At 43.7% G+C, this 24,983-nt stretch carries 34 protein-coding genes and 1 tRNA gene; 3 read left to right on the forward strand and 32 right to left on the reverse strand.

Annotated elements, in window-relative coordinates; translation table 11 throughout:
• Positions 1-101 precede the first annotated feature (101 nt).
• The 3 genes from rpsO to LXL81_RS06940 form a co-directional block, all read right to left on the reverse strand.
• Entirely contained in the window at positions 102-377 is a 276-nt protein-coding gene (gene rpsO / locus LXL81_RS06930) for a 30S ribosomal protein S15 (RefSeq protein WP_090335674.1), read from the reverse strand.
• A 102-nt stretch (positions 378-479) separates the two neighbouring features.
• Positions 480-1,976, reverse strand: a complete 1,497-nt coding sequence (locus tag LXL81_RS06935) for an LptF/LptG family permease (protein WP_234645997.1) — start codon at positions 1,974-1,976, stop codon at positions 480-482.
• The gene (locus LXL81_RS06940) at positions 1,976-2,368 is read right to left on the reverse strand and encodes an START-like domain-containing protein (RefSeq protein ID WP_234645998.1); all 393 of its coding nucleotides are present in this window, start codon (positions 2,366-2,368) and stop codon (positions 1,976-1,978) included. The genes LXL81_RS06935 and LXL81_RS06940 overlap by 1 nt, the downstream gene beginning before the upstream one ends.
• A gap of 200 nt (positions 2,369-2,568) precedes the next feature.
• On the opposite strand from LXL81_RS06940, the gene LXL81_RS06945 reads away from it, so the two are divergent.
• Positions 2,569-2,642: transfer RNA gene (locus tag LXL81_RS06945), tRNA-Met, on the forward strand.
• Positions 2,643-2,757: 115 nt separating this feature from the next.
• On the opposite strand, the gene LXL81_RS06950 is transcribed toward LXL81_RS06945, so the two are convergent.
• Complete coding sequence (locus tag LXL81_RS06950) at positions 2,758-3,651, reverse strand: relaxase/mobilization nuclease domain-containing protein (protein WP_234645999.1); 894 nt, start codon at positions 3,649-3,651, stop codon at positions 2,758-2,760.
• Positions 3,648-3,977, reverse strand: a complete 330-nt coding sequence (locus tag LXL81_RS06955) for a hypothetical protein (protein ID WP_234646000.1) — start codon at positions 3,975-3,977, stop codon at positions 3,648-3,650. Before LXL81_RS06955 ends, LXL81_RS06950 begins: the two co-directional genes overlap by 4 nt.
• 266 nt (positions 3,978-4,243) lie before the next feature.
• Here LXL81_RS06955 and LXL81_RS06960 point away from each other — a divergent pair, with 266 nt between their 5' ends.
• On the forward strand, positions 4,244-6,082 hold the full coding sequence (locus LXL81_RS06960; protein ID WP_234646001.1) for a type IV secretory system conjugative DNA transfer family protein: 1,839 nt from the start codon (positions 4,244-4,246) through the stop codon (positions 6,080-6,082).
• Here LXL81_RS06960 and LXL81_RS06965 read toward each other — a convergent pair.
• The 8 genes from LXL81_RS06965 to LXL81_RS06990 form a co-directional block, all read right to left on the reverse strand.
• A complete protein-coding gene (locus tag LXL81_RS06965; protein ID WP_234646002.1) occupies positions 6,072-7,058 on the reverse strand; it encodes a hypothetical protein in 987 nt (328 codons plus the stop codon). The genes LXL81_RS06960 and LXL81_RS06965 overlap by 11 nt on opposite strands.
• Positions 7,039-7,497, reverse strand: coding sequence for a hypothetical protein (locus LXL81_RS06970; RefSeq protein WP_234646003.1), 459 nt, complete (start codon positions 7,495-7,497; stop codon positions 7,039-7,041). The genes LXL81_RS06965 and LXL81_RS06970 overlap by 20 nt, the downstream gene beginning before the upstream one ends.
• 81 nt (positions 7,498-7,578) lie before the next feature.
• On the reverse strand, positions 7,579-7,959 hold the full coding sequence (locus tag LXL81_RS06975) for a hypothetical protein (RefSeq protein ID WP_234646004.1): 381 nt from the start codon (positions 7,957-7,959) through the stop codon (positions 7,579-7,581).
• A complete protein-coding gene (locus tag LXL81_RS29030) occupies positions 7,956-8,084 on the reverse strand; it encodes a hypothetical protein (RefSeq protein WP_255713667.1) in 129 nt (42 codons plus the stop codon). Before LXL81_RS29030 ends, LXL81_RS06975 begins: the two co-directional genes overlap by 4 nt.
• A complete protein-coding gene (locus LXL81_RS29285; RefSeq protein ID WP_409013866.1) occupies positions 8,081-8,284 on the reverse strand; it encodes a DUF551 domain-containing protein in 204 nt (67 codons plus the stop codon). Before LXL81_RS29285 ends, LXL81_RS29030 begins: the two co-directional genes overlap by 4 nt.
• A gap of 87 nt (positions 8,285-8,371) precedes the next feature.
• A complete protein-coding gene (locus tag LXL81_RS06980; protein WP_234646005.1) occupies positions 8,372-8,698 on the reverse strand; it encodes a hypothetical protein in 327 nt (108 codons plus the stop codon).
• Complete coding sequence (locus LXL81_RS06985) at positions 8,698-8,937, reverse strand: hypothetical protein (RefSeq protein ID WP_234646006.1); 240 nt, start codon at positions 8,935-8,937, stop codon at positions 8,698-8,700. The genes LXL81_RS06980 and LXL81_RS06985 overlap by 1 nt, the downstream gene beginning before the upstream one ends.
• A 95-nt stretch (positions 8,938-9,032) precedes the next feature.
• Positions 9,033-9,467 (reverse strand): hypothetical protein, encoded by a 435-nt coding sequence (locus LXL81_RS06990; RefSeq protein ID WP_234646007.1) that lies wholly within the window; start codon positions 9,465-9,467, stop codon positions 9,033-9,035.
• Between the two features lie 85 nt (positions 9,468-9,552).
• Here LXL81_RS06990 and LXL81_RS06995 point away from each other — a divergent pair, with 85 nt between their 5' ends.
• Positions 9,553-9,969 (forward strand): DUF2958 domain-containing protein, encoded by a 417-nt coding sequence (locus tag LXL81_RS06995; protein WP_234646008.1) that lies wholly within the window; start codon positions 9,553-9,555, stop codon positions 9,967-9,969.
• Between the two features lie 8 nt (positions 9,970-9,977).
• On the opposite strand, the gene LXL81_RS07000 is transcribed toward LXL81_RS06995, so the two are convergent.
• From LXL81_RS07000 to LXL81_RS07090, 19 genes are all read right to left on the reverse strand, one after another.
• Positions 9,978-10,580 (reverse strand): hypothetical protein, encoded by a 603-nt coding sequence (locus LXL81_RS07000; protein WP_234646009.1) that lies wholly within the window; start codon positions 10,578-10,580, stop codon positions 9,978-9,980.
• A gap of 22 nt (positions 10,581-10,602) precedes the next feature.
• Positions 10,603-10,941 carry a hypothetical protein gene (locus LXL81_RS07005; protein WP_234646010.1) on the reverse strand — a complete coding sequence of 113 codons (339 nt, stop codon included), beginning with the start codon at positions 10,939-10,941 and terminating at the stop codon, positions 10,603-10,605.
• Between the two features lie 197 nt (positions 10,942-11,138).
• Positions 11,139-11,381, reverse strand: coding sequence for a hypothetical protein (locus tag LXL81_RS07010; RefSeq protein WP_234646011.1), 243 nt, complete (start codon positions 11,379-11,381; stop codon positions 11,139-11,141).
• Positions 11,366-11,830 (reverse strand): lysozyme, encoded by a 465-nt coding sequence (locus LXL81_RS07015; RefSeq protein WP_234646012.1) that lies wholly within the window; start codon positions 11,828-11,830, stop codon positions 11,366-11,368. The genes LXL81_RS07010 and LXL81_RS07015 overlap by 16 nt, the downstream gene beginning before the upstream one ends.
• Positions 11,827-12,021 (reverse strand): hypothetical protein, encoded by a 195-nt coding sequence (locus LXL81_RS07020; RefSeq protein WP_234646013.1) that lies wholly within the window; start codon positions 12,019-12,021, stop codon positions 11,827-11,829. The genes LXL81_RS07015 and LXL81_RS07020 overlap by 4 nt, the downstream gene beginning before the upstream one ends.
• A 40-nt stretch (positions 12,022-12,061) precedes the next feature.
• Complete coding sequence (locus tag LXL81_RS07025; RefSeq protein ID WP_234646014.1) at positions 12,062-13,453, reverse strand: hypothetical protein; 1,392 nt, start codon at positions 13,451-13,453, stop codon at positions 12,062-12,064.
• On the reverse strand, positions 13,450-14,247 hold the full coding sequence (locus LXL81_RS07030; protein WP_234646015.1) for a hypothetical protein: 798 nt from the start codon (positions 14,245-14,247) through the stop codon (positions 13,450-13,452). The genes LXL81_RS07025 and LXL81_RS07030 overlap by 4 nt, the downstream gene beginning before the upstream one ends.
• Before the next feature lie 3 nt (positions 14,248-14,250).
• A complete protein-coding gene (locus LXL81_RS07035) occupies positions 14,251-15,936 on the reverse strand; it encodes a hypothetical protein (RefSeq protein ID WP_234646016.1) in 1,686 nt (561 codons plus the stop codon).
• Positions 15,933-19,130: a tape measure protein gene (locus LXL81_RS07040; protein ID WP_310589556.1), complete on the reverse strand. Its 3,198-nt coding sequence runs from the start codon at positions 19,128-19,130 to the stop codon at positions 15,933-15,935. The genes LXL81_RS07035 and LXL81_RS07040 overlap by 4 nt, the downstream gene beginning before the upstream one ends.
• 313 nt (positions 19,131-19,443) lie before the next feature.
• Positions 19,444-19,935 carry a hypothetical protein gene (locus tag LXL81_RS07045; protein ID WP_234646018.1) on the reverse strand — a complete coding sequence of 164 codons (492 nt, stop codon included), beginning with the start codon at positions 19,933-19,935 and terminating at the stop codon, positions 19,444-19,446.
• Between the two features lie 95 nt (positions 19,936-20,030).
• Positions 20,031-20,945 carry a phage tail tube protein gene (locus tag LXL81_RS07050; RefSeq protein WP_234646019.1) on the reverse strand — a complete coding sequence of 305 codons (915 nt, stop codon included), beginning with the start codon at positions 20,943-20,945 and terminating at the stop codon, positions 20,031-20,033.
• A 15-nt stretch (positions 20,946-20,960) separates the two neighbouring features.
• Positions 20,961-21,374, reverse strand: coding sequence for a phage tail terminator-like protein (locus LXL81_RS07055; RefSeq protein ID WP_234646020.1), 414 nt, complete (start codon positions 21,372-21,374; stop codon positions 20,961-20,963).
• A complete protein-coding gene (locus LXL81_RS07060; RefSeq protein ID WP_234646021.1) occupies positions 21,371-21,805 on the reverse strand; it encodes a hypothetical protein in 435 nt (144 codons plus the stop codon). Before LXL81_RS07060 ends, LXL81_RS07055 begins: the two co-directional genes overlap by 4 nt.
• A complete protein-coding gene (locus LXL81_RS07065; RefSeq protein ID WP_234646022.1) occupies positions 21,802-22,080 on the reverse strand; it encodes a hypothetical protein in 279 nt (92 codons plus the stop codon). The genes LXL81_RS07060 and LXL81_RS07065 overlap by 4 nt, the downstream gene beginning before the upstream one ends.
• 151 nt (positions 22,081-22,231) lie before the next feature.
• Positions 22,232-22,594, reverse strand: a complete 363-nt coding sequence (locus LXL81_RS07070) for a hypothetical protein (protein ID WP_234646023.1) — start codon at positions 22,592-22,594, stop codon at positions 22,232-22,234.
• Positions 22,591-23,070, reverse strand: coding sequence for a DnaT-like ssDNA-binding protein (locus tag LXL81_RS07075; protein ID WP_234646024.1), 480 nt, complete (start codon positions 23,068-23,070; stop codon positions 22,591-22,593). Before LXL81_RS07075 ends, LXL81_RS07070 begins: the two co-directional genes overlap by 4 nt.
• A gap of 7 nt (positions 23,071-23,077) precedes the next feature.
• A complete protein-coding gene (locus LXL81_RS07080; RefSeq protein WP_234646025.1) occupies positions 23,078-23,308 on the reverse strand; it encodes a hypothetical protein in 231 nt (76 codons plus the stop codon).
• 55 nt (positions 23,309-23,363) lie between these two features.
• Positions 23,364-24,332, reverse strand: a complete 969-nt coding sequence (locus LXL81_RS07085) for a major capsid protein (protein WP_310589557.1) — start codon at positions 24,330-24,332, stop codon at positions 23,364-23,366.
• 8 nt (positions 24,333-24,340) lie between these two features.
• Positions 24,341-24,979 (reverse strand): hypothetical protein, encoded by a 639-nt coding sequence (locus LXL81_RS07090; RefSeq protein WP_234646027.1) that lies wholly within the window; start codon positions 24,977-24,979, stop codon positions 24,341-24,343.
• Positions 24,980-24,983 lie beyond the last annotated feature (4 nt).

Here is a 24,983-nt window from a genome sequence, read left to right on the forward strand (position 1 = left end):
GGTAGCTGTGAAAACGTCACCAGAACGTTTCCTGTAAATTCTGTCAAATTCCGCAAAAAATCAGGGAACTTACGATGTTGCAAGTTCCCTGTTCTAAAAAATTACTTACGGATGTTTAGTTCCGCGATAATCGCACGGTAACGAGTAATATCGTTTTTGTAAAGATAATCTAATAATCTTCTACGCTTTCCTACCATTTTAAGTAGTCCAAGACGTGTGTCATTATCTTTTTTGTGCGTTTTTAAGTGCTCGTTCAAATAATTGATACGGTACGTAAATAAAGCAATTTGTGATTCGGCCGATCCTGTGTCTCCGCCTTCTTTCTTAAAACCTTTGGTTTCGAAGATCTCTCTCTTCTTTTCCGTAGTTAAATACATGATTGTAACAACAGATTAATTATATGATACATTTACAGCACTATACTGTAAACAAGGTCGCAAAAGTACAAATTCTTTTAATATAAAGAAAATATAATTTTGTTACGAATTGATAAGCGGCGTTTTACCAAATCTACTTGCGAAATAAGATTTAATTCTTTTGATACGCATCTGGTAAACATCCTTATCAAAAAGACGGGAGTCGCTGCGCGCTCTGTCGATGAAATACATCCCGGCCAGAAACAAAACAGTATTGGCAAGCCACGCTCCTACCGGCACAATAACCAGACCTTCTTTAACCCACTTGTCGCCCTGGTTGATAAGGACATAGAGTAGAATAAAAAACAGAACTGAAACCAAAACCGGAACGCCAAATCCACCTTTTTTTATAATAGCGCCCAAAGGAGCTCCAATCAGAAACATAACCAGACAGGAAAGTGCCTGTGTATATTTATGGTGTTTTTCCAATTCATATTTACTGGCATCCTTGATTTTCGCCTGCAAATAATCCGCATTCGACTTTACATAACTCTGCATACTTGCCGCAGAACTTTTTGCATTGGTTAGAATTTCTTTCTTTAAACTATCCGTTACGGGTTTTGCCAATAAAGAATCTATCCACTTACCTGGTTTCAACGTTTTATCAGTACCCTGTTTGTAGTTATATGAAAAATACTGCTGACTGTTCGGCAACAAATTCTTTTTGGTTTCATTGTAAGTAGTCCTGATCGAATCAGATGTATGATTGAGATCATTAATATTCTTCATGAACTCATGATATTTGAACTGCCCCTCATCCGTACGTTTCATGCCAAATGAGGAAAGACTTTCAACCAGTTTATAGTGTTTAAAATCCTGCCGTGTAAACTTTGTATGTGCCGGTGGCGTATTGCCTACGGGCGAAACGATATATGCAGGGCGGCCTCCGTCATCATTATCCTCGGTATACATGGTACCGCTGTACAACTCAATAACCAGATTAGAATTTTCATTGATGGTATACATCTTCCCTGAATCCGCAAGAACAATCGTAGTATTACCGTGCTCATATGAACGGTTATCGTGCTTGTAAATCACCATACCCTTCATAGACTGCGCATCAGCCATTTTTTTATCAACCTTGATACTGTAACCCGGAAGATCGTTGTAAAAAATCCCTTCCTTGATTTTCAGCGTTGCTTTGGTCGTTTTTATATCATAGAGCAGACTGTACCCTTTCAGGTTTGCCCAGGGTGAAATTCTGTCGTTAAAATAAAAAGAGAAAATACTGATAGCGACAGCGACAATAAATAACGGAGCCATAGCACGTACAACGGAAATACCAGCACTTTTAATAGCCGTTAATTCAAAAAATTCGCCCAGGTTCCCGAAAGCCATCAATGAAGATAACAGCATCGCAAGCGGAAGTGCGGTGGGAACGGTAATCAGACTGAAGAAAAAGAATAACCGGGAGTAATCCCAAATCCCTAAATCCTTTGACACAAAATCGTCAATGTAAAAAATCATGATCTTCATCAAAAATATGAAAACCACCACCGACATAGTAACCAAAAAAGGTCCCCAAAAGGACATTAGTATAAGCTTATCCAGCTTTTTCATCAACTCCCTACAATTTCTTTAAGATTATCCATAAACCCATTCCACAACGATATTAGTTCAGCCTCATCCTTATTTGAGGAATAATCAGTAACTCTTAAAAACGTTGTCTGGGTTAACTCACTTACTTCTAACTTTATTTCCAGATGATTATTGTCAAGCTCATCAGGACTTGTGTTTTCAAATTCAAATTTGACACCTTTATTGATTCTTAAACCCGTTTGTTTTGCAATATGGCTGTCTCCGTCCCATTGAAAATCGAATCTTTGATTTGGCATTACAATAACCTTCTCTGCAAACCACTGTTCAAGTCCGGAAGGCGTGGATATATAGGGAAATAATACTTTTGGGGAAGAGCGTAATTCAAATTCAGTAATAAATTTAAATTTTTCCATATTTACTGGGTTTAATGGTGCGTCCATTTATCGAATGTTAACCTGCTGATCTTAAAAGTTGTAATATAGCATAATTCACTTATAAAAAGCAGTAAAGTGTATTTTCATTTTTTATTTAAATTACTTTTTTAACAGGATTTTGCCAAAAACTGTTGCGCCATAAATTTATTTAACATACTTTTGCACCACAATAACAGTCCGGCGGGGTAGCTCAGATGGTTAGAGCACAGGATTCATAACCCTGAGGTCAGCAGTTCGATCCTGCTTCCCGCTACGCAAAGAAGGCCCTTTTTAGGGTCTTTTTTTATGCCCAGTCAAACATAAATCAAACATTTAATATTGGCTGAATAATTAAATAATGTTCAATCAGGCATCAGATACAGATAGTTTTAACGCTCGTGATCTTTATCTTTATCAGAGCGGGATATAAACTTTTTTCTAAATTCACGCTTACGCCTCTCTTTTTCGGTCTCCTTCAAAAGCACATCTTCAAACAGGTCTTTGTTTTCCATGGCCTTCTCAACCTTTTGTTTGAGACGAATGTCTTTAATAACAGATTTGTCAGAAGGTAATTCAATGCCCTTCATCCGGTCTTTCATCTGAGCGGTACGGACTGAAAATTTAATTTCTTTATCGCGAAGTTTTTTAAGAAGGTCAAAACTTCTTCCGCTTTCGTCAATAATCATAAACGGACGGCGGGTTGTGCTGGACGCAATCGTATAGCCAAATTCCCCTGCCCGGTCGATGAACTCCTGCCCTGTTTTCGATTGCTGCCATGCCTGAATAACATTCTTCGTCAAAACTGGACGGTTCAAGTTTCTTTGCGGGGTACGCTCGTGACCGAATTCGATTTCCAATGCCGCCCTCGCCCGGTCGTTACCTTTATAAGAATGGCTATCAGTACGGAACCTTCCAAGTTCGGTGTCAAACCGCTGATAAACTGCATGGACGTGCCACTTACCATCTTTTAGGTGCTTCTCAGCGCCCCATGGTTGGCCTTCAAGTCCTTGCTCCTTACCCAACACCTCGATAGACCGTAACCATTGCTCACGGGTCATCTTGTGGCTTTCTTCTTTATCCGGGCTGATGATGGCGTGGTAGATTGTCTTACTTCCCTTAGCAAGTTTTTTAAATCTGTCCATTTCAATGAGGGATTCCGTCAGGCTTTCAGGGTTTGACGTTCCCCATGCGCCGAAGAACTCAATCCGCTCGTTTTCGGCGGGAGTTTGCAGATATGCGGCAAGCTGCTTACCGTCACCACGGGATGCACCACGGACAATCATTTCTTCAAACCTTTTGTAATTAATTGCCCAACGGCGATAAACTCGGTACGCATCATTCTCATGATGTCGTCAGAAATCACACCTTTGACTTGTTCAAAGTTCTTGCTGATTTGCTGCAATGCGGCAACTCCTTTTAGCAAGGCTTCTTCACTTTCAGTGGGCTTCTTGCGTTTGGGTTTTACCTTCAAATAATCAAGGCGAACCATGTCGCTTACACCCTCGAAGTCACGCTCGGAAGCAATCTCTTCGATGTGTTTTTTCTGGTCAACAGTCACGCATATCTGAATGCGTTTGTTAAGCTTCTCGGATGATTTAGGTCGGGCCATGGTTTGCAACGTGAGGGTTAAGGGAGAGTGTAACGTCTCCTTACAAGATGGTTTAGTGAGGGTCAAATACGGAGTTTTGATACACACTGAACACGTCTTGCTAATATACCACAATAACCCCACTCCACAAGCCCCTAACAGTCTAAAGATCAATATTTTCCAGCTTTAAGCCGACACACAAAAATAAATCTGCAAGAGGTTACAAATAGTAGATAAATTATTTAATATCTTGGAAACTTACTCATCTTTCAAATCCCCCTCATCTTATGCCAGAACAACAAAACCCTTACCGAAATTACCAAGTTACAGAAGATGACATGGCCGACCTTTTTAAAGAAAAGAACCAGCCGGAATCTGACATTAAGAAAGTTTTATTTGCAATTGGCGTTGGGTTCTCAATTACCCTTGCAGGCGCTCTCTGGGGCTACGTTCGCGCGTATAACAGGAAGTTACACGAGATGGATATTCCCCCAACCTTGACCCCTCTGCATCCGTTAGCAAAGCGGTCTATGATTATCTTCGGTACTATATCAACCTTAGTTTCTCTTACACTTTATCAAATTATCAGTAATTCGATTGGTGACCTGAGATTTCCAAATCCGGGGACAGTTAAATTCCTTCTATGGGTATTCATTAATTCTTTGGTCACTATCATTGTCATGAGAATGTTCAATGTATGGCGTGATAAAGAGTTTCTGCTTAGGACAAATTTAAACATGTTTGGATCAGCACGACTATCCACTGATAAAGACTTGGCAGACCTGACAGAAAAGCCCGGTTTCTATATAGGTGGCGGTTACTCATACCCAAAACAAGGTCACTTGATTTCTGTGGCCGGGACAAGATCAGGTAAGTTTACAAATTTAATTGCCCCAAACCTTTTAGGCGCTGGCGGTTATGATGGCTCATGGTTTGTTATTGATCCAAAGGGAGAAGCTGCGGCTGTAACAGCAGTTTACCAACATAGCCTCGGCCGGAATGTTCATGTCTTAGACCCTTGGAAGATTTATTCAGATCAGCCTTCTACTTTCAATCCGTTGGATATCATACCAAATAATAATCTTGAAGGTCTGGCAGATGATGCCACTATGATCGCTCAAATGTTGGTGCCAGAAAACCCAAACTCGAAAGACCCGTATTGGGACAACAGTGCAAGGGCAATGATTACTGCAATGATAATGCATGCAATCCTTGTACAGGCGAAGGAAGATGGCGGCAAAATTGATTTGTACGGTCAAGCAAGACCACTAAAACCAAGTTCAAAACGATCCTTAACTACAATTTGGCAGTGGCTTAGGTTGTCGCCAGAGAAATTTGCAGATTTATTATTTGAAATGAGCGAATCTGAGAACGAAATTATAAAGGCAAGCGCCTTTGAAGTTTTGTCTGTGAAGGAAAACACCACCAACGGATTTGGCAGCATACTTTCAACTGCCCAAAGCCATACAGACTTCTTAAAATCACCAGCTTTGCAGGAATCAATTTCAAGGTCTTCGTTTGATATAAGGAGCCTGACTGACGGTAAATCGACTATTTATGTTGTAATACCGCCCGACAAACTGGATTCCCATGGTAAATGGCTTAGGCTTGTCGTTTCAACCGCTTTACGTGCAGTTACACGAAATAAAAACAAACGAGTTGCCTTCCTTTTGGATGAGTTCAGTGCCTTGGGTAAAATTGCAGACATACCGAATTACATGGCGATGGGTGCCGGTTACAATATATCTATCTGGCCTATTTTTCAATCGCTTATACAATTGAAAGATAGTTACGGTCAAGGATGGGAGGCGTTCCTCGGTCATGCGGCAATTAAGCATTTTTTCGGTGTAGGCGATAACTTTACAGCAGAATATGTATCGAAAATGGCCGGAGCATCGACCTATATTGTTTACGATAGGGATATTATTGGGCCAGAAAAAGGGGAGCCAAGAGCGCGCGCATTGGTTACAGCGGACGAAGTTCGCCGTGGCTCGTCAAATAAGATATTTGCTTTCGTAGAACAGCGTCCATTGGCACTGTTTGATAAATTCCCATACTATGAGATGCCCGTAATAAAAGACCGCGCCGAAGCTAATCCTTACTACGTGGCCGAACCTACAATTTAGGTTTCAGAGTATTTTGAGGCTGTGCTGTCCGTTCGGAATTATTCTGCGGGGTTTTGTCTCGCATAAAATAAGCGCTCAAGTCTTCAAAGTCTTTGTAAACTTCATCCATAAAGCCGTATTGTATGTCCTCGTCCTCCAAAATGGAGCCGAGGGCGTGCATGGCTTTCTCCCCTGCACCTGATGCGTCATGATCTGGAAACGCGTACACACGCTTGATTACATCCTTTCTGGAAAGGATATAGGCGCCTACTTCCCCAATCATGCTGTCGCCATTGCTGCAAATAAATTCCTCATTGGGTTTCTGGCCTCCTTGCATTTGATCCCATGTAGCCAAGTCAAACTTGCCGTTAAAAACATAAGCTGTTACGTCTGTTTGCACCGGGTGCGCTGGGAATGTTGTAATAGCTTTCGGGCCAACGCAGTTCTTGAACGGTTTACCGCCCCACTGACCATAGGTACTTATTTCATGGCCTCCCTTATCGTTTTCAAAGGAAATAGCGCGGAATGTCTTTTTGTTAAACTCAACATCTGCCTGTTTCAGATATTTTTGAATAGTGACCTTTGAAAGATTGCGCCTTTCCAGTTCAGCGACACAAGCACGGTCGTTGATACGGTCTGACAGTTTCTTGATCTTGTAAACTTCTGAATAGGTCACTTCTTTGGCTTCCCTGTAAATGGTTATTCGAGGCATACTATCGAACCTTTCCAGAAATTTCAACGCGAACTTTGTTGCCTCTGGATCGTTTCGCTTCATATCGTGGAAGTCAATAATAAGGTCAATTGGGTCACCTTGTGGGCGGTGGTCGCCAAAATCCTTGTATTTATTAATAGCTTTACGTACTCGGAAAGATGCCGTTTTTTCGTTTCGGAACGGTGAAAAGTAAGTAGCCTCTTTGACGTTATCCTTGTAAAGAACAGCGCCAAGGGCTTCCGCAACTTCCTGAATGGGTATTAGTTTAGCTTGTTCGACGTTCATGGGCTATGGCTTGGATTACTGCGTGAAGTTCGGCAAGCTCTTCTGTTAACAAATCTTCTGCTAAAAAAGATACAAAATCGTCATAGCTAAATTTTCCTTTTGATACAGAACAATATGCATTTCCACTCATCCAATTAATGTCAAAAATCCACCCATCAGGACGTATTGCCTTCAAAGCGTCACGGCTTCGGGTGTATTTAATTGGCTTCCACCAAATAACCATTTCTCCGTTCTCTTTTGGTACAAAAACTCTCCATTTATTACCCCCAACGCCAATCCTTGCTTGAAATTCTAAAGGCCACCTCTCAACCCATTCGGGAATTTTTTTGTCGTGATGGCGGCAGTACGCGGATACACGCGCATCAATCTCATCAAGCTTCGCCGTATCTGCGGGGTCAACCGTTTCAATCATCTTCAATATCATTTCAGCGTCAGTCATTACTCTCTCCTATAAACACAATGCGTAAAAAAAAATGCAAGGAGCTGCAATGGCTATGATGTAGATTGGTATGTTGGTCATTTATTTTCCTTTAACTTCAAAACTGTAACCACAAATACGGTCATAGTCTGGATATGAACAACCATCCTCTACGCCAATTCCATCAACAATCTCCTGTATGAGATATTCTTTCACTTCGTGGGTGGCATATTTATCGTAAAATTCCGAATAGTCCAGATACTCATCTTCTGGCAATGACAGAAAATAGTCCTCATCGTATGGCTTAACCCCTTCTGGTAAAATTCCAGCAGTTACGTTCCAAACTTCCTCTGACCACCCATCATCACAATACTGCCCAAGGAAATCAAAATCTTCGATAGCTTTCAGCCACTGCTCTTTTGTCTCAAATGTTGTCGGATTTTTTGGCGATTGCCACTCTGGTTCAAAAATGTAGTATATCATCTGCGTTTTTTCTCCTCTTTCATGATAAGTGTTCGGGTAATCTGTGCGGCGGTCTTGCAGTCCTCACGGCCTTCCAGTTCGGATAAGGCATCGTATAGACCTTTGAGGTATGTTTTGCGGGTCATGGTTTCCTCGGTGGAAGTGGTAAGGGCATCCAGTGGGTAACATGTTTAAGAATTTGAGGTGCAGAAGCAATCCATTCATTTTCTAACTTGTTGAAGCTCGCAACGTGCATTTTAAAACATAGGTTCTTCTTGGGGTTGTTGCATATCAAAATCCTTGTTCCATCCTTCGGCGCGGTTTCTATCGGTTGCCATTCCGTCATTTAAAAAACTTTCTCAAAGGTGTTAACAGGATAAGAGCCGCACCGAAGAATACGATAAACAGCGTGGCAAGGGCAAGGTGGGTTAATTCAGGCATTGTTTTCTTTCTCCTGCTGAATAAGGGATGTTTTAATTTCATCCGCTCGTTTAATAGTCACTTTTGTAGGACTATGTTTTTTTGAATGGGTTTGACAGGCTTCGATTGCTTTATCAATAGAATTCCAGCACTTTCCAAAACTTCCATTATCCGGCGGGGTACTAACGTGATCACCCCAGTTATTGCAATGATCCTGAATGAAGTAAGCGTGATATTCTCCGTCACGGTAAGAGGTGATCTTATATATTCCGGCAATCCAATAGGTTGTATCGTCCGCCTCACCCCAAGGCTTAATTTTCTGCCAGATTAGATCAGTCATTAGAACTCTCCTTTTGCAATTCGTTCAGCCGTGGCAATGCTGGCTTTCAGTGTGGTTGTGTCGATTGGTTGTAACTCTGGAACTTCACTGGCGATCTCCAAAGCTTCTTCAACCAGTTCAATATTGAACAATAACCATTCGATTGCGGCTTCGCGGCCTTCAGTTGCTTTCAGGTCTTGATAGGCTTCTTTGAAATCTGCTTTGTTAAATGAGTAGGGCTTGTTGGTTGGAACGGACATTGTTTATCTCCTTGGTTGATGATTAACCCTACCCCGTGTGGATAGTATTGTCAATACCTTTTATTGAGAAAAGTGAAAATAAATGCAGTTGTTAATCAGTTATTTATCTGATTTGGCTTGTGGATATATACCTCGTGAATGTGAAATCTCAATGGTCTTCTGGACTTGCCGACATATAGTTCCAAATACAATTTCTGTCCTTCACGAGCAGGTGGGTTCCAATTAAAATCGTATGGCGCCTCGAATGATAATATATGCTTGTCTTTTCCACCAATTTTGATAAAATGGTCTTCCCAACCTTCAATCCCTGTGTCCTGTTCTTCATATTCATACTTTGGTGGAAATCTCCTTACTGTTTTTCGCCACACAAGCCTCCAGTATCTGATTGCAACCGCCTTATCAGATTCGTTATAAATGTGAATTTCATCATCTAGACCTGAATGGTATCCCGCATCAATTCGTACTCTGCCAGAGATGTAATCAAGAATTGCTTTTGCTATAGATACCAATGCACTTGCTCCAAAGTCCATAAATTTTTGATTTAATATTTCTTCCCCGAAAACCCCCTTGTGCCGAAGGCGCGCCGAGCTTATACTTATTTGCAAAGGAATCCAAATGTACAGATTTTTCACACCAGAAGAAGAAGCCGAACTACGCGCAAACGGTATGCAGACCGATCAGGGTAATGAGATTGACCCTAAGCCTGTCGTTAAGCTCTTCACTTTAAACGGTCGTGCAATCTGGCTCCTGACTGAGCTTTCCCCGTTTTATGAAGGCATTGCCTTTGGTCTGTGTGATATGGGTTTTGGTGAACCAGAATTAGGTAATGTGTATATCCCAGAGCTTGAACTGGTCAAAGACGCGACAACCGGTCTTCCGTTAGTAGAAAAAGATGAAAGCTTTAACGCCACGCATACGATTTCGGTGTATACTGAGGCTGCACGGATGTGTAGGGAAATTACGGAAGACTATAAGGAATTAGATTTTGCAAATAATCGCCTTAAACGTAAAAGAGAAAATCCTTACTTATAGATCAGGAATTAAAAAATTGGATTTAATGCTATCCAGCCTTGAATAGTAACTACGTACTCATTGAATGACATCTCAGCCTTTGTCCAATTTTTCAAAATCAACACTCCCGGCAAATAATTTCTGTTAAAGTCTCTATATCTAGAAATTAGATATTGAGAATGAGGAATTACAGCTGCATTAGGAGACTTAGGAGCAAGCCAAGTCCTGACACTTTCAATCATCTTGTTAACTTTATTTTGATGATTGTAAAAATCCTGTCCCGCTAAATCTGAAAGGTAAGCCTTTGAATCATAGTTCTCCGCTTCTAGTATCATGCAGCTCTTATTTTTGATTTTTTGAGTTCCATATTGCTTGCAACCCAAAAACAAGCCAAGCTCTAAAGGCATGTTGAGCCTCGAATCTGCTCGTGATATATCATGAATCGAATATTTGCAATCGCGTATTAAGTTCATAATGTTGTTAATACGAACATCGTCTGCATTATTAAATTCACGACTACACCTAGGTGTAAAGTCACAAGCGATTATAGTAAAAATCATCGCTTCATAAAGACTTTTGTACTTTTTATCGAAAGGGCAGTTTATAAAAACGCTTTTGTCGTAGTCAGGCACAAAACGAAGTTTAAGTGTTGGCTTATTTTGATTTGTTTAATACTTCAAGCATGTCTTTTTCTGCATTGGCCGCCATAACCTTATCGATGTGGGGATTTGGTGCGGCTGAAATAGTCTTTTTAACCGTTACTCCGCTAAATTTCTTCCCGTTAGAGCTTGCAACGAACTTTCCAGTGCTTGCCTCTTTCATGATGTAATTACCCGTAAGTGGGTTTTTTACTTGATAAGACGCACCCCTACTAGGTGGTAAAGGACCTACATGCTTAGTGGAAGGAGACATAGTAGCTACACCCGCCCCCTTAGTCGTCTTCTTAGCGGAAGAAGAAAACTCAACATTTACTCCTTTGTGGTTCTTAGGCATATTGTTATTGTTTACAACTGATAAACGCCAAAAGTTACAAAAAAATTTCTTACTGTAAATGTCGGCACCCTAATTATTTGCATTTAATGTGGCGCATTCTGTCATGTTCCAATACCTGACGCTTGGTCTCTACCGTATCGTCAGGATGAGCTAATATCGTGCGTGTCCACTGGCATCCTGTGTCGATGATAACTGGCTTATTTACGCATCCAGCCATTAGCAGACAGCTCAGCATCAATAGCAGGATCGGTAAGCTTACTGATTTCATGGTCGATCTTCTCTCTCTGTGACGTGGCTTTTACGGCTTCTTTTGTTGCAACAATACTTTGTTCCGCGATAGCAATTTTCTCACCATCATTCGCACCGATCCAGTGTCCGGCTGCATAACCAATGCTCAGGCCAACAATAACGGGTGCGGCATAGTTTAGGATTGGATACATAGTTTAACCTCCGCCTGCCTGCGGCGTTCAAGCCCTTTCAGCTTTTTACCACCAGCCCAAACCCAGCGCAACATTTCATTACAGCCGCCCAGGATGTCGCCCGAATTCAGTTTTTTCAGCAAAGTTGATTTGGCAAAAGCACCGATACCAGCATTATAAACAAAGCTGCCAAGTGCTGCACGGCGTGTATCCGGCATGGGGACTTTTACCAGCCTGTCAACGGCTGATATCGCCTGACCAAGCTCGGCATTTAATAGCCTGTCACACTCTGCAACGCTACGGGTTTGGCCGATCTTAACGCCATCCGTGTGACCATAACAAATTGTAGGAACGCCAACCGGATCGAGATAGGCTATCAGGTTTAAGCCTTCATAATACGAAACAATTGGAAGTGCGAATGATAATGCACCGGCAACCGCAACTCCGGCAACGCGTCCTTTGACGCTCATTTGCTTCTCTTTTTCAGATACATAGAAAACATATCAATGTATTTCGGGATCAAAAGAACGATCTGCAACAAAAGATAAAAAATCGTAATAATCGCAACCCACTCGTTAAGCGTGTAGCTGTAAAGGACGGCCCCACCAGCTCCGACACCCATTTTTGCGATTGCAATTTTGTCTTCGTCCATTTTGTCCATATCCTACGTTAGGAAAGCGTTTGTAAATATTCCATATGTTTTAATCATCCCGGCCACGTCTGTCCATATAACCAATGGTTGCAACGACAAACGTATTATTTCCAGAAGCAACACGTGTTCTGATTTGACCTGCTGTATTTGTCCAGACATTTACCTGACCACCAATGTTTGATGAGTTTCCCCCATCTTGTGTTTGTATGGTTGCAAGTGGTGTCGCGCTTAGGCTTGGTGCCAAGTCAGCAGAATCAAGAGAACTCAAATATGCTGCTGCATAACCACCTGCTCCACTGTTGGTGATGGATGCGTTAACCGTCACATTTAGTTTTAAACCCTTTGGAACTGAAAGTGATTTTGTTACGGCTGTGCTTACAGGTGAGGCATCATTAACATCAATGATTGGCGTCAAATATTCAAAATAATCGCCTCTTTGAATAAAAGGGCGAATGTTTCCAGTTGCGTCCGTTGCATATGATGCAATACGGCGCTTTTCCGAAAAGCCACTTGCTGCTACAAATGCAGTTCCATCCGGTACAAACTTATAATCGACAGCCAAAGTTGTTGGGTTATAAATGATGTACAGACCGATGGTTTGGTTGTTTGCTTTGGCAGAACCTGCCTGCATACCACCAACGTTATTACCAGCTACCCAAGTAGCGTCCTGCTGCTTAGTCATAGCAACGGATTTGATAACCGTTCCCTCATCAGTCACGAATGAAATGTCAGCGGCAATTGTAATATCGTTGTTAATATCAGTTGCGTTGCTGGTTTCTGCGGGTGCTTTTGATCTGAACAACACACCAAGAGACTTTGAAACTGAGGCAGGTGATGCAATCAATGGGTATTTAAGATCAAAGTATCCTAATGACGTCTTGTACACGCCTTCAAAATATGTTCCCGTTAAAAATGTGCTTGGCGGGAGGTCTGCACCGGCTAATTTGATTGGTTTATCACCACCGCCATCTACATTTATAACAACTGGACCAGTATTTGGAAAAAGAGCATATCCACGAATTATCATCGTGTCGGAGTAGCCCTTTGAAGGGACAGGCATTGCCATTGTCAATGCGTTAGCTGCACCACCAACAGTACCAAAACCTTCAACAAAGTTTAGATTTTCATCGCGAATAGGAACGATCTTGGCTTGAAAACCTAGGTAGACGTTTTTAGTTCCGGCCCCAAAATTGACAGCGGCATCAGCGTTAGTAGATTCTAAAACCGTGTTTCTTGCAAGTGTGTCAGGCGATCCGGCTGTAACGGTGCCAATACCAATTTCCCACGAGTTACCTTGGATAATTGTGTAAGGAACCTTTGCCCCTGTTCCAACACCAGCGATAAATGATTGAAATCCTGCAACCGGACCTGCGAGAATGAGCGCACCAGTACCAGTCGATGTGGATGTTTCAAATACGCGGTCTGCTGTTTTTAGGGTCATGCTGGAATTTCCTCAATCCGGAAGGATTTGTTATAGAGCGAATATTGAAAAGCCACCTTTGGATTTATTGTTTCCATGGTGCCATAGTGTGAGCGGATTTGCAAAAGGCTTTTTGCATCAGGATCGGGAATGAATAAAACGTCCTTGGTACGACCGCAAGCCATTTCAAGGGCAAATACCTTTCCATAGGTTTCATCTTCATTCATATATCCAAGCGTAAATTCTGCGGTTTTGTATTTCACAAACTCACGAGGAATTTTTCCACCAGAAACAACCCGGTTAACTTTGGATGGATCAACCACCCCTTCGGAAAGTCCATAATCCATATTTGTTGTAGGTTGGAAAGCGTTACTGATGTAAAGACGGCCAATATCAATGTATGCAGCGCCCGTATCCACAATATCAATGAACCAATAACGGTACGTTTGCGGGGCAAAGAATGAGAGAAACATGTTTTTTTCTAACGGATAGCCAGAATCTACAAAGGCTGTTTGGTTGGATCGGGCTGGTAGTAAACCAGTGTCATACGGTGCCGTAGATGAATTATTCGTGTTGGAGGCGCGCAACCGGACAGAAGCAATCGGTGAACAATTGTGTGCTATTAATGCCACTAGGTTGATTTGTTTTGCAGTCAACAGGTCAACAGTCAAAGTAATGGTGTCACCCATAGCACGGTAAATGGCTTTTAAATCCATTTCTTGAAGGTTGGCAAGGGGAAGGTCACCCGCGCCGGACGTACCTGAGATTGTAGCAGCATCGGAAAGCAGAGCATTTGCCAAGATCATATTCTGCATAGCTTATCCCCACAATTCAAAAACGGTTGCGCCAGTCTCAGCGTCCTCCGAAACACCGGAAACCATAAAGACTTTCCCGGCATTAAGATTGAAACGATTGTATATTAATCTGACCTGAGCGCCAATGTATAATTTGAACAAAGCTCGGTACACTGTTAATTGAAATACCTGCCGTGGTGTGCTGTAAACCGATACAAGCCTGTCAAGCAATGACTGAGCATCAGCCTGATTTGCAATATTCGTGTAGAAAATCTTTTCAATCAGTTCTTTGCTGTTACCCCGGACAGCGCGGTCTTCATGTGTCAGATAACGGTATTCATTTGATACAAAAGAACGGTCTGCATTTGTGGTGGCGCTGGCAAGTTCGCTTTCGTCCTGAACTGTCCAAGCCGGGGCATAACCCACGGAAACACGCCAAGCGGGTTTTGTTACGCGTTCAAGTTTAATGCCCTGCTCGTCAATGTCGTTTATCGTGATGACAGCGCTTTCAACGGATGGAGGGGAAACTGTTCCGGCAAACAAAAGACCTTGGCGGGTGAATGTCCAATATGCACCAACGCCTGAAACTAGGTCACTAATCACATCACTGGCGGTCATGTTTTTGTTAATGTACGTTCCAACGTCACCGGTTAAAACTGCATCCAGATTGTTTAGAGAACCGCCGTCAATGTATTCAGGCTCAACGGGATTAAGACCGAGACGCGTGGTCACGATCCGCTGGATAATTGCACCAGTCTTGGAAACGTACCCACCATTTCCATTCTCGCCCTGTACATCCATGGTAATACGTCCGGCAGGTGTCGAGCCAAGCTTGATATATCCGCCAGAAAGCTGTGTTTTGAATTGACCGGGCGCAACTGTGGCTAAAATAATATCAGGCACGTCACCGCCATTTGTAAGGCCAACGCCACGATCACGGACGGCATCCACACCCAGAATTGATCCGTCATGGATTTGATAAATCAAATTAATGGAATCCACAAGGATTGGCTCGGCATTCTTGATCTTCCCGTATGCCAGTGGTTTGTAAGTATTGATAATGTTTGCACCGCCATCAATACCACCCGTGCCACCGTAGATACCGGAAACAATTTGCTGATCGGTTTTTGATCTGTTGTCTTTGATTGTCAGCGTGAATTGGTCGTCATCACCATCAAAGTCATCAATTGCACCGTCAAAGATTGTTGCAAAGTCCTGATAACGAAACGTCTTCGCCCCGGCCTTTACAGTTACACGGCGGGATGACCAGAAATAATCCGTGAGACGGTCAAGGTTTCCGTTGCCATTTTGAATGACAATTGAGCCATAGGACTGATTACTATTGCCGAACTCGTCATTTGAAAGTACCGATACGTCAAATTGAAAGGCGTTATTGACCTGACCGATGAAATATTTATTTGCAAGTGTGTCGGTTGGTTTTGTGACAAATCCCACATCGGACAGGCACACCAGAGAAACACCACCGTAATAATCAAAACCATAATGGCTGATTGGCAATGTCCCAAAAGGAGGCTCTCCGGTAAGTGTGTTGACCTGTGTCACATCATACGGATATGCCTCAATCAGATAAATAAGCTGCGCCTGTGGATTGTCTTGAAGGATTGCAAACGGATCAGGAGTGGAATGGTCAAGATCGGTGGCAAGTTGGCTTATCGCTAAATCACCGAAAAAGTCTAGGTAATCGGTCATGAAGCCACTTTCATGTAATTTAGCATTCTCTCCATGAGCTTACGCGTTCTAATGCTTTCCACGCGGCCCGCACGGATTTCATCAGTGTTTTCCTGTGTAAGCGCGGCAATTTGATTGTTACTTCGTACAATGTCACCGGCTGCGTTTCCAGACAAAGCCATAATCCCGGCTGTTTGACCAGCGGTGTATACTTGTTCACCACCACCCATGCGAACCAATTCACGTCCCTGCTCCCCTACCATGGCAAAGCCTGACGCGGCTGAATTTGTACCGACAGCATAACCCGGCACACCAGCAGCTTTGGCGATTTCAGTTACACTGGATCGCACAAAACCTTCCAAGGCTACAAAGCTGACGGATGACGCGTAAATTCCTCTCCCAAGCTCTATGAGGGTTGCTGCGGCACCAAGTAAATCAGTAGTGACGGTTAAATCACCGCCTTGGGCTGTTTTCAGAAGATCATCAAAGTTACCTTGTGCAAGTCCCAGCTTTTCCATTGGGTTTAGGCTGGAATTAGAACTGAGTGACTGACCATCCAAGAAAGCTTTGAATGTTTTAGTCATTTCTTCAAGGCTGGAAAACCCTGCTGCCTGAGCTTTTAATGCACCGATTGCAGCTTCTTTCTGCTTATCTAGGGCTTTGGTATATTCTTCAATCGGCAAACCAAGGAATGTTGCCGTATCAATCAAGTTCTGCATATTGTCGTTTAGTACTTGAATGGCTTCGGATAATTGATCTGCAACCGTTTTCGGATAGAGTGTGTCTTTGTAAGACTGACCAAAAGCAAAGGCATCAGCCAGTCCAGAAGCATTCTGCACACCAACTTTATTCAAGATTGTCGTGAATGTCTCATCCAGCCCGGTAATGCTGTTTCTCAGGTCTTCAAAGATTTTATTCGTGAATGCCTGAGAATCGTTCCCAAAGTTCTGACCGTTATAACGAAGTCCGTCACGGCTACCAATAACGATGTTTGCCGATCCGCTTGCCGTACCACCGTATTGCTTGATTGTGCCAAGGACGCTGGACATTGACGACAGAATGGTATCGCGGAATGTGGCATTTTCCTGACTGAATTTCTTACCGCTCTGCCCGCTATATGAAGCTACACCGGAAGCAAAATCAATTGTGCCGCCCTGGGCTTTATCGGATGGCTTTGCACCACCGAACAAACCACCAATGGCCGTACCGACAAAGGAACCGATTGCAGCACCAAGGAAAGGGATTGGAATAAGTGCCTGACCGATTAAAGCCCCGGCAATGCCTGTCCCAGCGTTCACAAGGCCGTTTTTGTTTCCAAGACCAAGAAGATTTGCCGCTGTGCTTCCAACAAAACCACCTCCTATATTTGCGGCAGTTCCAGCATTGGTTGCGAATTTTTGAAGGCCAACAGTGGTTGAGAAGCTGTTCCCCATGGCTGCGCTGGCTTTTGCAATCATCGAAGCAACGCCTGTCGTGGCGCTTCCTCCCGATAAAAAAGATTTACCAATGCTGAATAAGTTACTGGCACCTGTTAGGCTACTTGATCCCGAAGAAGAACCTGAAGCTGTACCCAGTACTGAACCTACCGCATCGCTGGAAAGCCCCATTGACCCACCAACAGAACCAAGCACAGAAACAACGATTGGACGCACTGAGGCTTGATAAACAATATCCAGCATGACGCTTTTAAACGTCGATTTGATACCTTCGGCAAACTTGGTGAACATACTGCCACCACCCTCAAAAGCGCCTTTAAAAGCATCTTTAAAACCGTCCTGAATTTCATCTGCCATCCCTTGAAAAGCTTTTCCGGTCGGGCCATCTAGCTCGGCTTCGACAGCAAGTTTCTTTAATTCATCACGGGCATTTTTGATGTTCTTGGTAATTGCTTCGGACTGTTCAGCGGTTTTCGCGAACGATCTCAACCGTTCCATTTCAGAGATTTTGTCTGTCAGCTTTTCAGTTTCAGAGCGGGAATCCTTGATTGCGTCAGTCAGTTCCGTTTGGATCTTCTTTTGTGCTTTCAGGGCTTCTTTGTTCTGGTTGCCTTTTGCTGCAATGTCTTTTGCAATCTTGGCGTAATCCTGTGAAATTGCTCGTTGCTCAGGGGTAATAGCTCCACCAAAATCATCACCAAAAAGATTGTCCTCACGGCTCTTACGTGCTGCTGCAGCGGCAGACAAACTACCACCAATATCTGTGGTCTGGAATAAATCGATCTGTGTTTTGTCAACACCCATCCAGTCAGGCGCATTTCGTTTCGCCCAATTAATGCCCTCAATGGCCTTATTGATACCTTTCAGCATCAAATTGACGGTTTCTTGAATTCCTGCGGCAATGCCATCAAACAAAGTAGCCAGGCCATTGTAAATGACTTTTGCACCCTGCCCCAGAACTCTGAGCGCCATACCAATTCCATTGGTTGCTCCGGTTGCACTGTTTGCCTGTGCAATGATCTGATCAAAGCTGCTGGCTAATTGTTTCGCTCCCTGCGCGGCTGTCTTTGGAAATTGCTCAAATTCAGCGCGGACTTTTTCAGTCTGGTTTAATACGGCGGCGAACACGTCACTGGATAAAAGTTTTCCTTCAACCACCAGAAGGCGCATTTGGCCTGTTGTGACACCAAGCTCATCAGCAATCGACTTACCGACCGCTGGAATGTTTTCCATGATAGAATTGAATTCTTCGGCACGTGTGTAGGTGCTTGAAAGCGCCTGTCCTAACTGGGTTAAACCAGCTTTCATCGCATCAGGTAATGCCCCGGAAGTCACACCAAGCTTTGTAACTGTCTCCGTAAAGACCAGCATATCATTGTTGGTGGCTTTAATTTCTTCGCGGACAAATGAAAGACGTTGCAGAATTGAAAGGCTTGTAGCCATTTCGCTTCCAGTGTCGTTTGAAATCTTACGAAGCTCACCCATCATCCGGGCGGTTTCTTGTGCAGTCTTGGCAACGCTTCTCAGTCGGGCTTCCATGACCGTGTACTGGTCAGCCATCTTTACAATCTGAACGGCACTAAATGCAACACCTAAAGCGCCAAAAGCCCTTGTGAGGCCGTTGGCTGCTAATGTTGTGGCACGTACTTGGTTTTCAAGTTGCTTGTTTGAATTGCTTGCGGTTTTGCTGGAAGAGCTAATATCATCGAGTGATTTTTTGATGACACGACCACCAGATACATCTCCAGTGATACCAACAACAATATTTACATCACTCATTTCTTCCCCTTGCTCCGCTTTTCTTCGTACTGATAAGCGGCGTTCTCCAATGATCTTATATGGCTTTCCAAAACAGCGAAATCCTCAATGTCATTCACTCCGTTTCTAATAGCCCATCTATCAATGGATGACCAAGGTATCGGGCCTACGCTCATTCCAATTGGCTTATCATAGCGCAGTTCTTGGTATGCAATCAAGTAGAAGTCCAAGCCGGGGAGAAGTTTGGGGCGGCGGTCTAATGCAGGAACTTTTTGACCATCACGGCGAAGGCTTTCCAGCCATTCGACTTTACCACCAAACTCCGCTTCCCAGACTAGGACTTCACAGAGTTTTTTGCTTCGGCCTCAGTTTTCTTCTTGCGAAAGTTTACAGCGTCCGAGGCATCAGACTGAATTTTTGTGAACAGATCAGGAGCGGCCACAAACAATTTGACCAAGCCTTTTTTGGCTTCGGCATCGTATGGGATCGTCTGCCCGTCAGTGGTTTTAATTCCTACAATTACCGTCTCGACATAAACTTCTGCCATCAATTTGCTGGCGTGTTTATCGTCTTCGCTCTCGTCAACCTCACCACGGGACTGAACATATGGAAGAACTTTGTCTTTCATAGCCTTGGCGTATGCTTGGTTGCGGTGTACGGCACGTTTCAGAACGAATGTACCGTAGCGGCCATAATCGAACGCCACACCTGCAGAAGTTTCGAGATTGGTATCAGTCTCAAATCCTTCGTGTAGTGTTGTCAGGAATGATTGTAAAAGATCGGTAGCGACTTTCGGAGAAGCTTTTGGTTTATCATTTTTAGCCATATGTGTAAGTCCTTCGGGTTGGACGGAAGCGATCTGCCCGAACAGACCGCCCCCTAACTTGCAAGTATCTTATGGCTTTGCGGGAGCCAACTCGTTTACGGTGTTCGCGTAATTCTTAACTGTGCGGCTGTTGTCGCATCAAAATAGGCTTGGAAGCTGATTTTCTGCATAACGTCTTGGTTGTTACCGTCAGCCGTTGGGGAGTTTGCAGTAAGTTTCAGTTTTGGAATGAAGAAAGTGTATTTAAGAGAGGAAGCGCCACCCAATGAGAATGTCAGATCTGATGGTGTGTCACCCAAGTACAAATCCATCAGTTCAGGAGTGTCGAAATATGCTTCTGCTTCACCTGTGACCATGAATTGTCCGGCACGAATGCCCTTGCTGGCGACCTGACCCATTACAGGCTGTTGTTCAAGGTTGTTGCTGATATTCAGGGAAAGGGACATAAGCTGAACCGTACCACCACCTGTCATGGCAAGAGCGGCAAAGTTGTTTGCAGCGTTCAGGACTGGATTTGAGTTTGGCTCAACGTAAGTCGCACCTGTTACAATCGCCTGTGTCTGCGTCATGTTCTGAGACATGATATTAAACGATCCAGTCACAACTTCTTTGGCTCGCATACTGAGTGACAAGCTGTTGACCATTGATCCGGTGTAGCGGTGAAACTGGTTTGCAAGTGCTGCAAAAGTCTCTTCAATGGTGAAGGTCTTTTTAGTCACGCCGTTTTTCAGGACGTTTGTTGTCCATGTGCCGAACATTAGAGCTTCAAGAAAATCATCAAATGTGCCGTAGGACAGTTCAAAATTAATGTCTCCACCAGCTTCTTGACCAACGCGGGTCATATCAGCGACGTTACGGTCAGCGCGGATTTCATTGCTTGAAGTGTATTGTAAGGAAGGCGCAAGGCTCTCACCAGTCATACGCAGCTTTTTAAATGCTGGAGTAGCGGGGGTTACGCCGGGTGTAACTTCGGCAATATAGGCAAGGCGGGTCTGTGAGGAATCAGTCATTAGGGGTCTCCTTGGTTAAGCAATCTCGTCATAGTAGAATTTGGAAAGCACGTTGATCTGATACCATCCTGCGCCGTCGTTTCCGATTTCTCGCGGGTGAACGTCATAGTAGGTTATACCAGAATTCTGAACGCCTTGAAAGATGGGAATTATTAAATCTGCTTTTTTACGGGCATCAACGCTACCTTTTCCCTGCGGTGAGAAAATCTGTGCTGTAATTAATCCGTATCGTCTGAATTTATTGCTGCCGGGAGAGCCAATGCTTGCCTGATTACCATCAACGTGTACAATGTTCAATCGCACCCATGTAGCTGCCGGAGATGGTGGAATTGTCTTGTCCGGTACATCATCATAAGCAACCTTCGTTGTTACGCCCCAAGCGGCTGCAAACCGTGCACGGATGGTTTTGACGGTTAATTCAATACTCATTGAACATCCCTTTTAATAATCTGCTTCGCTTGACGTGATCCGATCATAATTGATGCATCAACAAAGTTTGCAGGGGCTTGGGATGACCAGCCGTCATTCAATCTCTGGATGTATGGGAGGTTGTTTGAGATATAAATTGTATCGCTCATCTTGTATCGTGCCGTCACACCCAAAGCTTTTGAAGTGTCAGGCTCCTCGGTGCTATCAGATACGGAAAGATCAACGGTGTTAATGTCGATATTCCAGTTTGCTCTTGCTCGTCCACCAACATACCCCTCAGGCGCGGGTGACTGCCACAGGTCAGGATTACCAACAGGCGTATTGATGACAATGTTTGTGTAAGCTTGCAGTGCAACAATGCGGACAGCCTTTTCAAGGTTCTTCTCAACCTTGTTCGTGTACGCTGCTTTGATTTGCTCATCAACGGTCATTTTAAAGTTTCCAGCAACCTGTTCTTAAGAATTTCACAGGCTGCGACACCTGAATAAATATTGCCAAGCATTCCCTCGCTGTAAGTCGTGGTAATTCTTTCATCAACAACTGTCGCAATGATTGCCAGTTCAATAATAAACCCTGACCTGACCATTTCAAGGGCTTCTTCCAATACAAGCTCGGAATCGGTTTTCACCTTTTTCTGGCTATGAATTAGATAAAGTGGCGCACCACCATTTTTCATTTTGATCTTGCCAATTTTGCAACCGCTCATTTAGATTGCTCCATGATAAGACCTTTTTTAGCTACTAATTTGGCTGCGAATGATGGAAATCGATTGAACAGCAATCCAATCGGGTAGGCCACTAAATAAATAAACGGCTTAACCCACCACTTTGTGGAAATCTTGAATTTCAATTCAATTGTCATTTTCGCACCTGTAATTTATAGATAATGGAAGTATCGCCCGGCTTGACCGTGAATATATTGATAACCTTATATTCATCGCTGCCATCAACAATAATGTCGTTATACTCTGGCGGGGCTGTCAAGGCTGCGTCAGCCAACAGGACTTTTTTATCACCACGGATAATCACAGTGCCATCAATCTCAGCCTGTTTATATTCAGTAAATAACGCACTGGGGTTTTCGTCTACGTTTCCTGTGCCGGTGAATGTGTCGGTGGCAGGATTGTAAGAGCCTTCAGTATTACGGCGCAAAATAACAGGACGACCGTTTTCGGCTATCGCCTCTTTCGCCATGTCAGCCATTTCACTGTAAAAACTCATACTCTCACCACTGGAACATTGATCCCGCTTCCAGATAGATAGGGACGTAACAGACCATCAATAGCAGGGCGCTTTGTGCTTGTGCTGGATGCTGCAAAGTATTCTGTTTCAATCACATCAACCTTTTTGAACTTAACCTGTCCTGTGGGCGATACGGAAGGATTTAGCGGGGCTGTCATTACTTCTAGTGCCAATTGGCACACAGCTTGTTTTAAGCGATCTGGAATGACATTGGTAGCTACGTAAGGAACATCGGCACGAGGCCAGTTCAGAGGCTGGGTTTCGCTTACCAGAAAACCACGAAACGTATATTTTTGCTGGATGTAATCAGTGGCTTTTATTAAAGCAGACTGTTTGACTGCATCGGTGCCAGTCCATAAAGAATTGCCACGGTCGAGATGGTAACTGTTCGCATAAGCAAGATCAACTAATGAATTTGCACCAGCTACAATATTTCCAGTCTCGACCGTGAACATTATTTACCTACTTCTTTTCAGTTTTTTTAGCAGCCTTTTCCGCAGCCTTGGCAGCGGCTTTCGCAGCAGCTTGCTTTTTAGCTTCTTCGGCTGCGGCTTTCTCTTCTTCTGTCAGCTCGGGTTTGGCAGGCTTTGGATCAGGATCAAACTGGGCGTCAATAATTGTATATCCCTGTTCACGCAGTTCTTTTTTGCGTTCAGGTGTAACAGGGTGTGGTTCGTAAATGATTTTGGACATCGGTGTCTCCGTTGTTTTGAGGAAAAGGGGCGGCTTATTCAACCGCCCCAGTTAATTATTTAGAAGCATCACCGATTGTGATAACACCGGCAGTATCTTTAATGCTTGTAGCTGTCTTATCCCAGTTGGTGCCTGTTGCCAGTGCAGCATCTGTTGGGGACTTACCACCGTTTGCTTCATCCCATGTGTAGCCTTTCAAGCCTAAGCCGAAGGTATAATCTACCTGCATGGTGGATTCGATACGAGTTTGACCATTAGTTGTCTGAATGTTGGAGATAACATCACCACCATCAGAAACAACAGCCGCGCTTTCAACCAAGCCAAGGATTTTTTGCTTGTTCGGCGTACCTGTTTGATACAATGCCGGTGCATCTGTAACAATTACTGATTTGCCCAACATATCAACAACAGTTACGTTGCTGGATTGGAACAGGTTCTGTGCGTTGGCAAGGTTCTGACCGATCAATTTGTGGTAAACGTCACCAGTCATCACGCTTGTTAAGATGGCACCTGAACGGTCACCAAACTTAGCATGGGCTGCGTTCATAGCTGCGTATGACAAACCAAGCGTCGCGGAAACGTCATTTGTTGCTGTTGGCTGGTTTTGAATAGCGGCTACCAAAGCGGCAATCGCGGTGTTCAACTGGTCTGCCATTAAAGCTTCGGCGAAATTACGGGAAGCAACTTCAATGCCTTCGGCTGTTGGCTTTTCCAACCAAGTCAACTGACCCGGTTCAAAGCGGATCGGACCAAAGCCACCAGCGATTTTAACAGAGCTGTTTTTGAGCTGTGTCAGGTCTGTTGGTGTTGCGGCGGCCTGTGCAGCGTAACGGTTTACACGGCGTTGAGCGGAATGGATACCAGCGAAGAAAGATTCTTGCAGGAAATCGCCAGTAAAGCCTTCTGTTGTCAGACGGATTGTATTACGGGAAGCGGCATTGAATTTCTCAACGTTTTGAGAAAGTGTCTCAATGGTAGCTGGCATGATGAAATCATTGAAGACTTGCATTTGGGAAAGTGACATGGGTTATCCTATTTGTCAGAGAGATTTGGGAATTTTTGTGCGATTGCAGCAGTCCGTTCAGCTTTTGAGCCACCCATATCTGCTTTTTCAGTGCTGACCTTGCCACCACTGTTTTGTCCATGAGACCCGCCACCACCGTTAGCCGGGGCAGCAATAATGTGCTTGCCTGTATCACCTTGTGACCATGCAGCAACAAATTCTGTAATTGGCTTTCCGTCAATTAAACCGGAAGACTTACCATCCACGTCACCAATCTCTGGTTTGTTTTTGGCTTTTATAGTGTCCTTAGCCATTTCAAGATACTGTGGTGCAACATTAACCTTAATTAAAGCTTCTGTCAATGCACTATCAATCAGCACTTCATTCAATCGAGCGGACGAGCCTGAAAGTTTAGAATTCAGCTCTTCAATGGTTTTGGTGAACTTAGTTTCAAGCTGTTTGGTAATCTTTTCAACATCACCGTTTTTCAAAGCTGCCTGACGTTCGGCTTCCTCTCTTGCATCTTCAACTTCTTTGACTTTGCTTTCAAGTTCTGCCTTGGAATCCTTGGCCTCTTTTAGTTTTGCCAACAATTCTTCATTTTTGGTTTTCAGCCCGGATGTTGCCTTTTCAATTGCAGCTTCCATTTCTTCTTTGGTGATAGTCATTTTA

The sequence above is a fragment of the Dyadobacter sp. CY356 genome, from assembly GCF_021440195.1.
GTDB lineage: Bacteria > Bacteroidota > Bacteroidia > Cytophagales > Spirosomataceae > Dyadobacter.

Bases quoted from the DNA above. Each gene is read 5' to 3' on its own strand.
- rpsO (WP_090335674.1), bottom strand. From the start codon at position 377: ATGTATTTAACTACGGAAAAGAAGAGAGAGATCTTCGAAACCAAAGGT.
- LXL81_RS06935 (WP_234645997.1), bottom strand. From the start codon at position 1,976: ATGAAAAAGCTGGATAAGCTTATACTAATGTCCTTTTGGGGACCTTTT.
- LXL81_RS06940 (WP_234645998.1), bottom strand. From the start codon at position 2,368: ATGGAAAAATTTAAATTTATTACTGAATTTGAATTACGCTCTTCCCCA.
- LXL81_RS06950 (WP_234645999.1), bottom strand. From the start codon at position 3,651: ATGATTGTCCGTGGTGCATCCCGTGGTGACGGTAAGCAGCTTGCCGCA.
- LXL81_RS06955 (WP_234646000.1), bottom strand. From the start codon at position 3,977: ATGGCCCGACCTAAATCATCCGAGAAGCTTAACAAACGCATTCAGATA.
- LXL81_RS06960 (WP_234646001.1), top strand. From the start codon at position 4,244: ATGCCAGAACAACAAAACCCTTACCGAAATTACCAAGTTACAGAAGAT.
- LXL81_RS06965 (WP_234646002.1), bottom strand. From the start codon at position 7,058: ATGAACGTCGAACAAGCTAAACTAATACCCATTCAGGAAGTTGCGGAA.
- LXL81_RS06970 (WP_234646003.1), bottom strand. From the start codon at position 7,497: ATGACTGACGCTGAAATGATATTGAAGATGATTGAAACGGTTGACCCC.
- LXL81_RS06975 (WP_234646004.1), bottom strand. From the start codon at position 7,959: ATGATATACTACATTTTTGAACCAGAGTGGCAATCGCCAAAAAATCCG.
- LXL81_RS29030 (WP_255713667.1), bottom strand. From the start codon at position 8,084: ATGACCCGCAAAACATACCTCAAAGGTCTATACGATGCCTTATCCGAA.
- LXL81_RS29285 (WP_409013866.1), bottom strand. From the start codon at position 8,284: ATGACGGAATGGCAACCGATAGAAACCGCGCCGAAGGATGGAACAAGG.
- LXL81_RS06980 (WP_234646005.1), bottom strand. From the start codon at position 8,698: ATGACTGATCTAATCTGGCAGAAAATTAAGCCTTGGGGTGAGGCGGAC.
- LXL81_RS06985 (WP_234646006.1), bottom strand. From the start codon at position 8,937: ATGTCCGTTCCAACCAACAAGCCCTACTCATTTAACAAAGCAGATTTC.
- LXL81_RS06990 (WP_234646007.1), bottom strand. From the start codon at position 9,467: ATGGACTTTGGAGCAAGTGCATTGGTATCTATAGCAAAAGCAATTCTT.
- LXL81_RS06995 (WP_234646008.1), top strand. From the start codon at position 9,553: ATGTACAGATTTTTCACACCAGAAGAAGAAGCCGAACTACGCGCAAAC.
- LXL81_RS07005 (WP_234646010.1), bottom strand. From the start codon at position 10,941: ATGCCTAAGAACCACAAAGGAGTAAATGTTGAGTTTTCTTCTTCCGCT.
- LXL81_RS07010 (WP_234646011.1), bottom strand. From the start codon at position 11,381: ATGTATCCAATCCTAAACTATGCCGCACCCGTTATTGTTGGCCTGAGC.
- LXL81_RS07015 (WP_234646012.1), bottom strand. From the start codon at position 11,830: ATGAGCGTCAAAGGACGCGTTGCCGGAGTTGCGGTTGCCGGTGCATTA.
- LXL81_RS07020 (WP_234646013.1), bottom strand. From the start codon at position 12,021: ATGGACAAAATGGACGAAGACAAAATTGCAATCGCAAAAATGGGTGTC.
- LXL81_RS07025 (WP_234646014.1), bottom strand. From the start codon at position 13,453: ATGACCCTAAAAACAGCAGACCGCGTATTTGAAACATCCACATCGACT.
- LXL81_RS07030 (WP_234646015.1), bottom strand. From the start codon at position 14,247: ATGCAGAATATGATCTTGGCAAATGCTCTGCTTTCCGATGCTGCTACA.
- LXL81_RS07035 (WP_234646016.1), bottom strand. From the start codon at position 15,936: ATGACCGATTACCTAGACTTTTTCGGTGATTTAGCGATAAGCCAACTT.
- LXL81_RS07040 (WP_310589556.1), bottom strand. From the start codon at position 19,130: ATGAGTGATGTAAATATTGTTGTTGGTATCACTGGAGATGTATCTGGT.
- LXL81_RS07045 (WP_234646018.1), bottom strand. From the start codon at position 19,935: ATGGCTAAAAATGATAAACCAAAAGCTTCTCCGAAAGTCGCTACCGAT.
- LXL81_RS07050 (WP_234646019.1), bottom strand. From the start codon at position 20,945: ATGACTGATTCCTCACAGACCCGCCTTGCCTATATTGCCGAAGTTACA.
- LXL81_RS07055 (WP_234646020.1), bottom strand. From the start codon at position 21,374: ATGAGTATTGAATTAACCGTCAAAACCATCCGTGCACGGTTTGCAGCC.
- LXL81_RS07060 (WP_234646021.1), bottom strand. From the start codon at position 21,805: ATGACCGTTGATGAGCAAATCAAAGCAGCGTACACGAACAAGGTTGAG.
- LXL81_RS07065 (WP_234646022.1), bottom strand. From the start codon at position 22,080: ATGAGCGGTTGCAAAATTGGCAAGATCAAAATGAAAAATGGTGGTGCG.
- LXL81_RS07070 (WP_234646023.1), bottom strand. From the start codon at position 22,594: ATGAGTTTTTACAGTGAAATGGCTGACATGGCGAAAGAGGCGATAGCC.
- LXL81_RS07075 (WP_234646024.1), bottom strand. From the start codon at position 23,070: ATGTTCACGGTCGAGACTGGAAATATTGTAGCTGGTGCAAATTCATTA.
- LXL81_RS07080 (WP_234646025.1), bottom strand. From the start codon at position 23,308: ATGTCCAAAATCATTTACGAACCACACCCTGTTACACCTGAACGCAAA.
- LXL81_RS07085 (WP_310589557.1), bottom strand. From the start codon at position 24,332: ATGTCACTTTCCCAAATGCAAGTCTTCAATGATTTCATCATGCCAGCT.
- LXL81_RS07090 (WP_234646027.1), bottom strand. From the start codon at position 24,979: ATGACTATCACCAAAGAAGAAATGGAAGCTGCAATTGAAAAGGCAACA.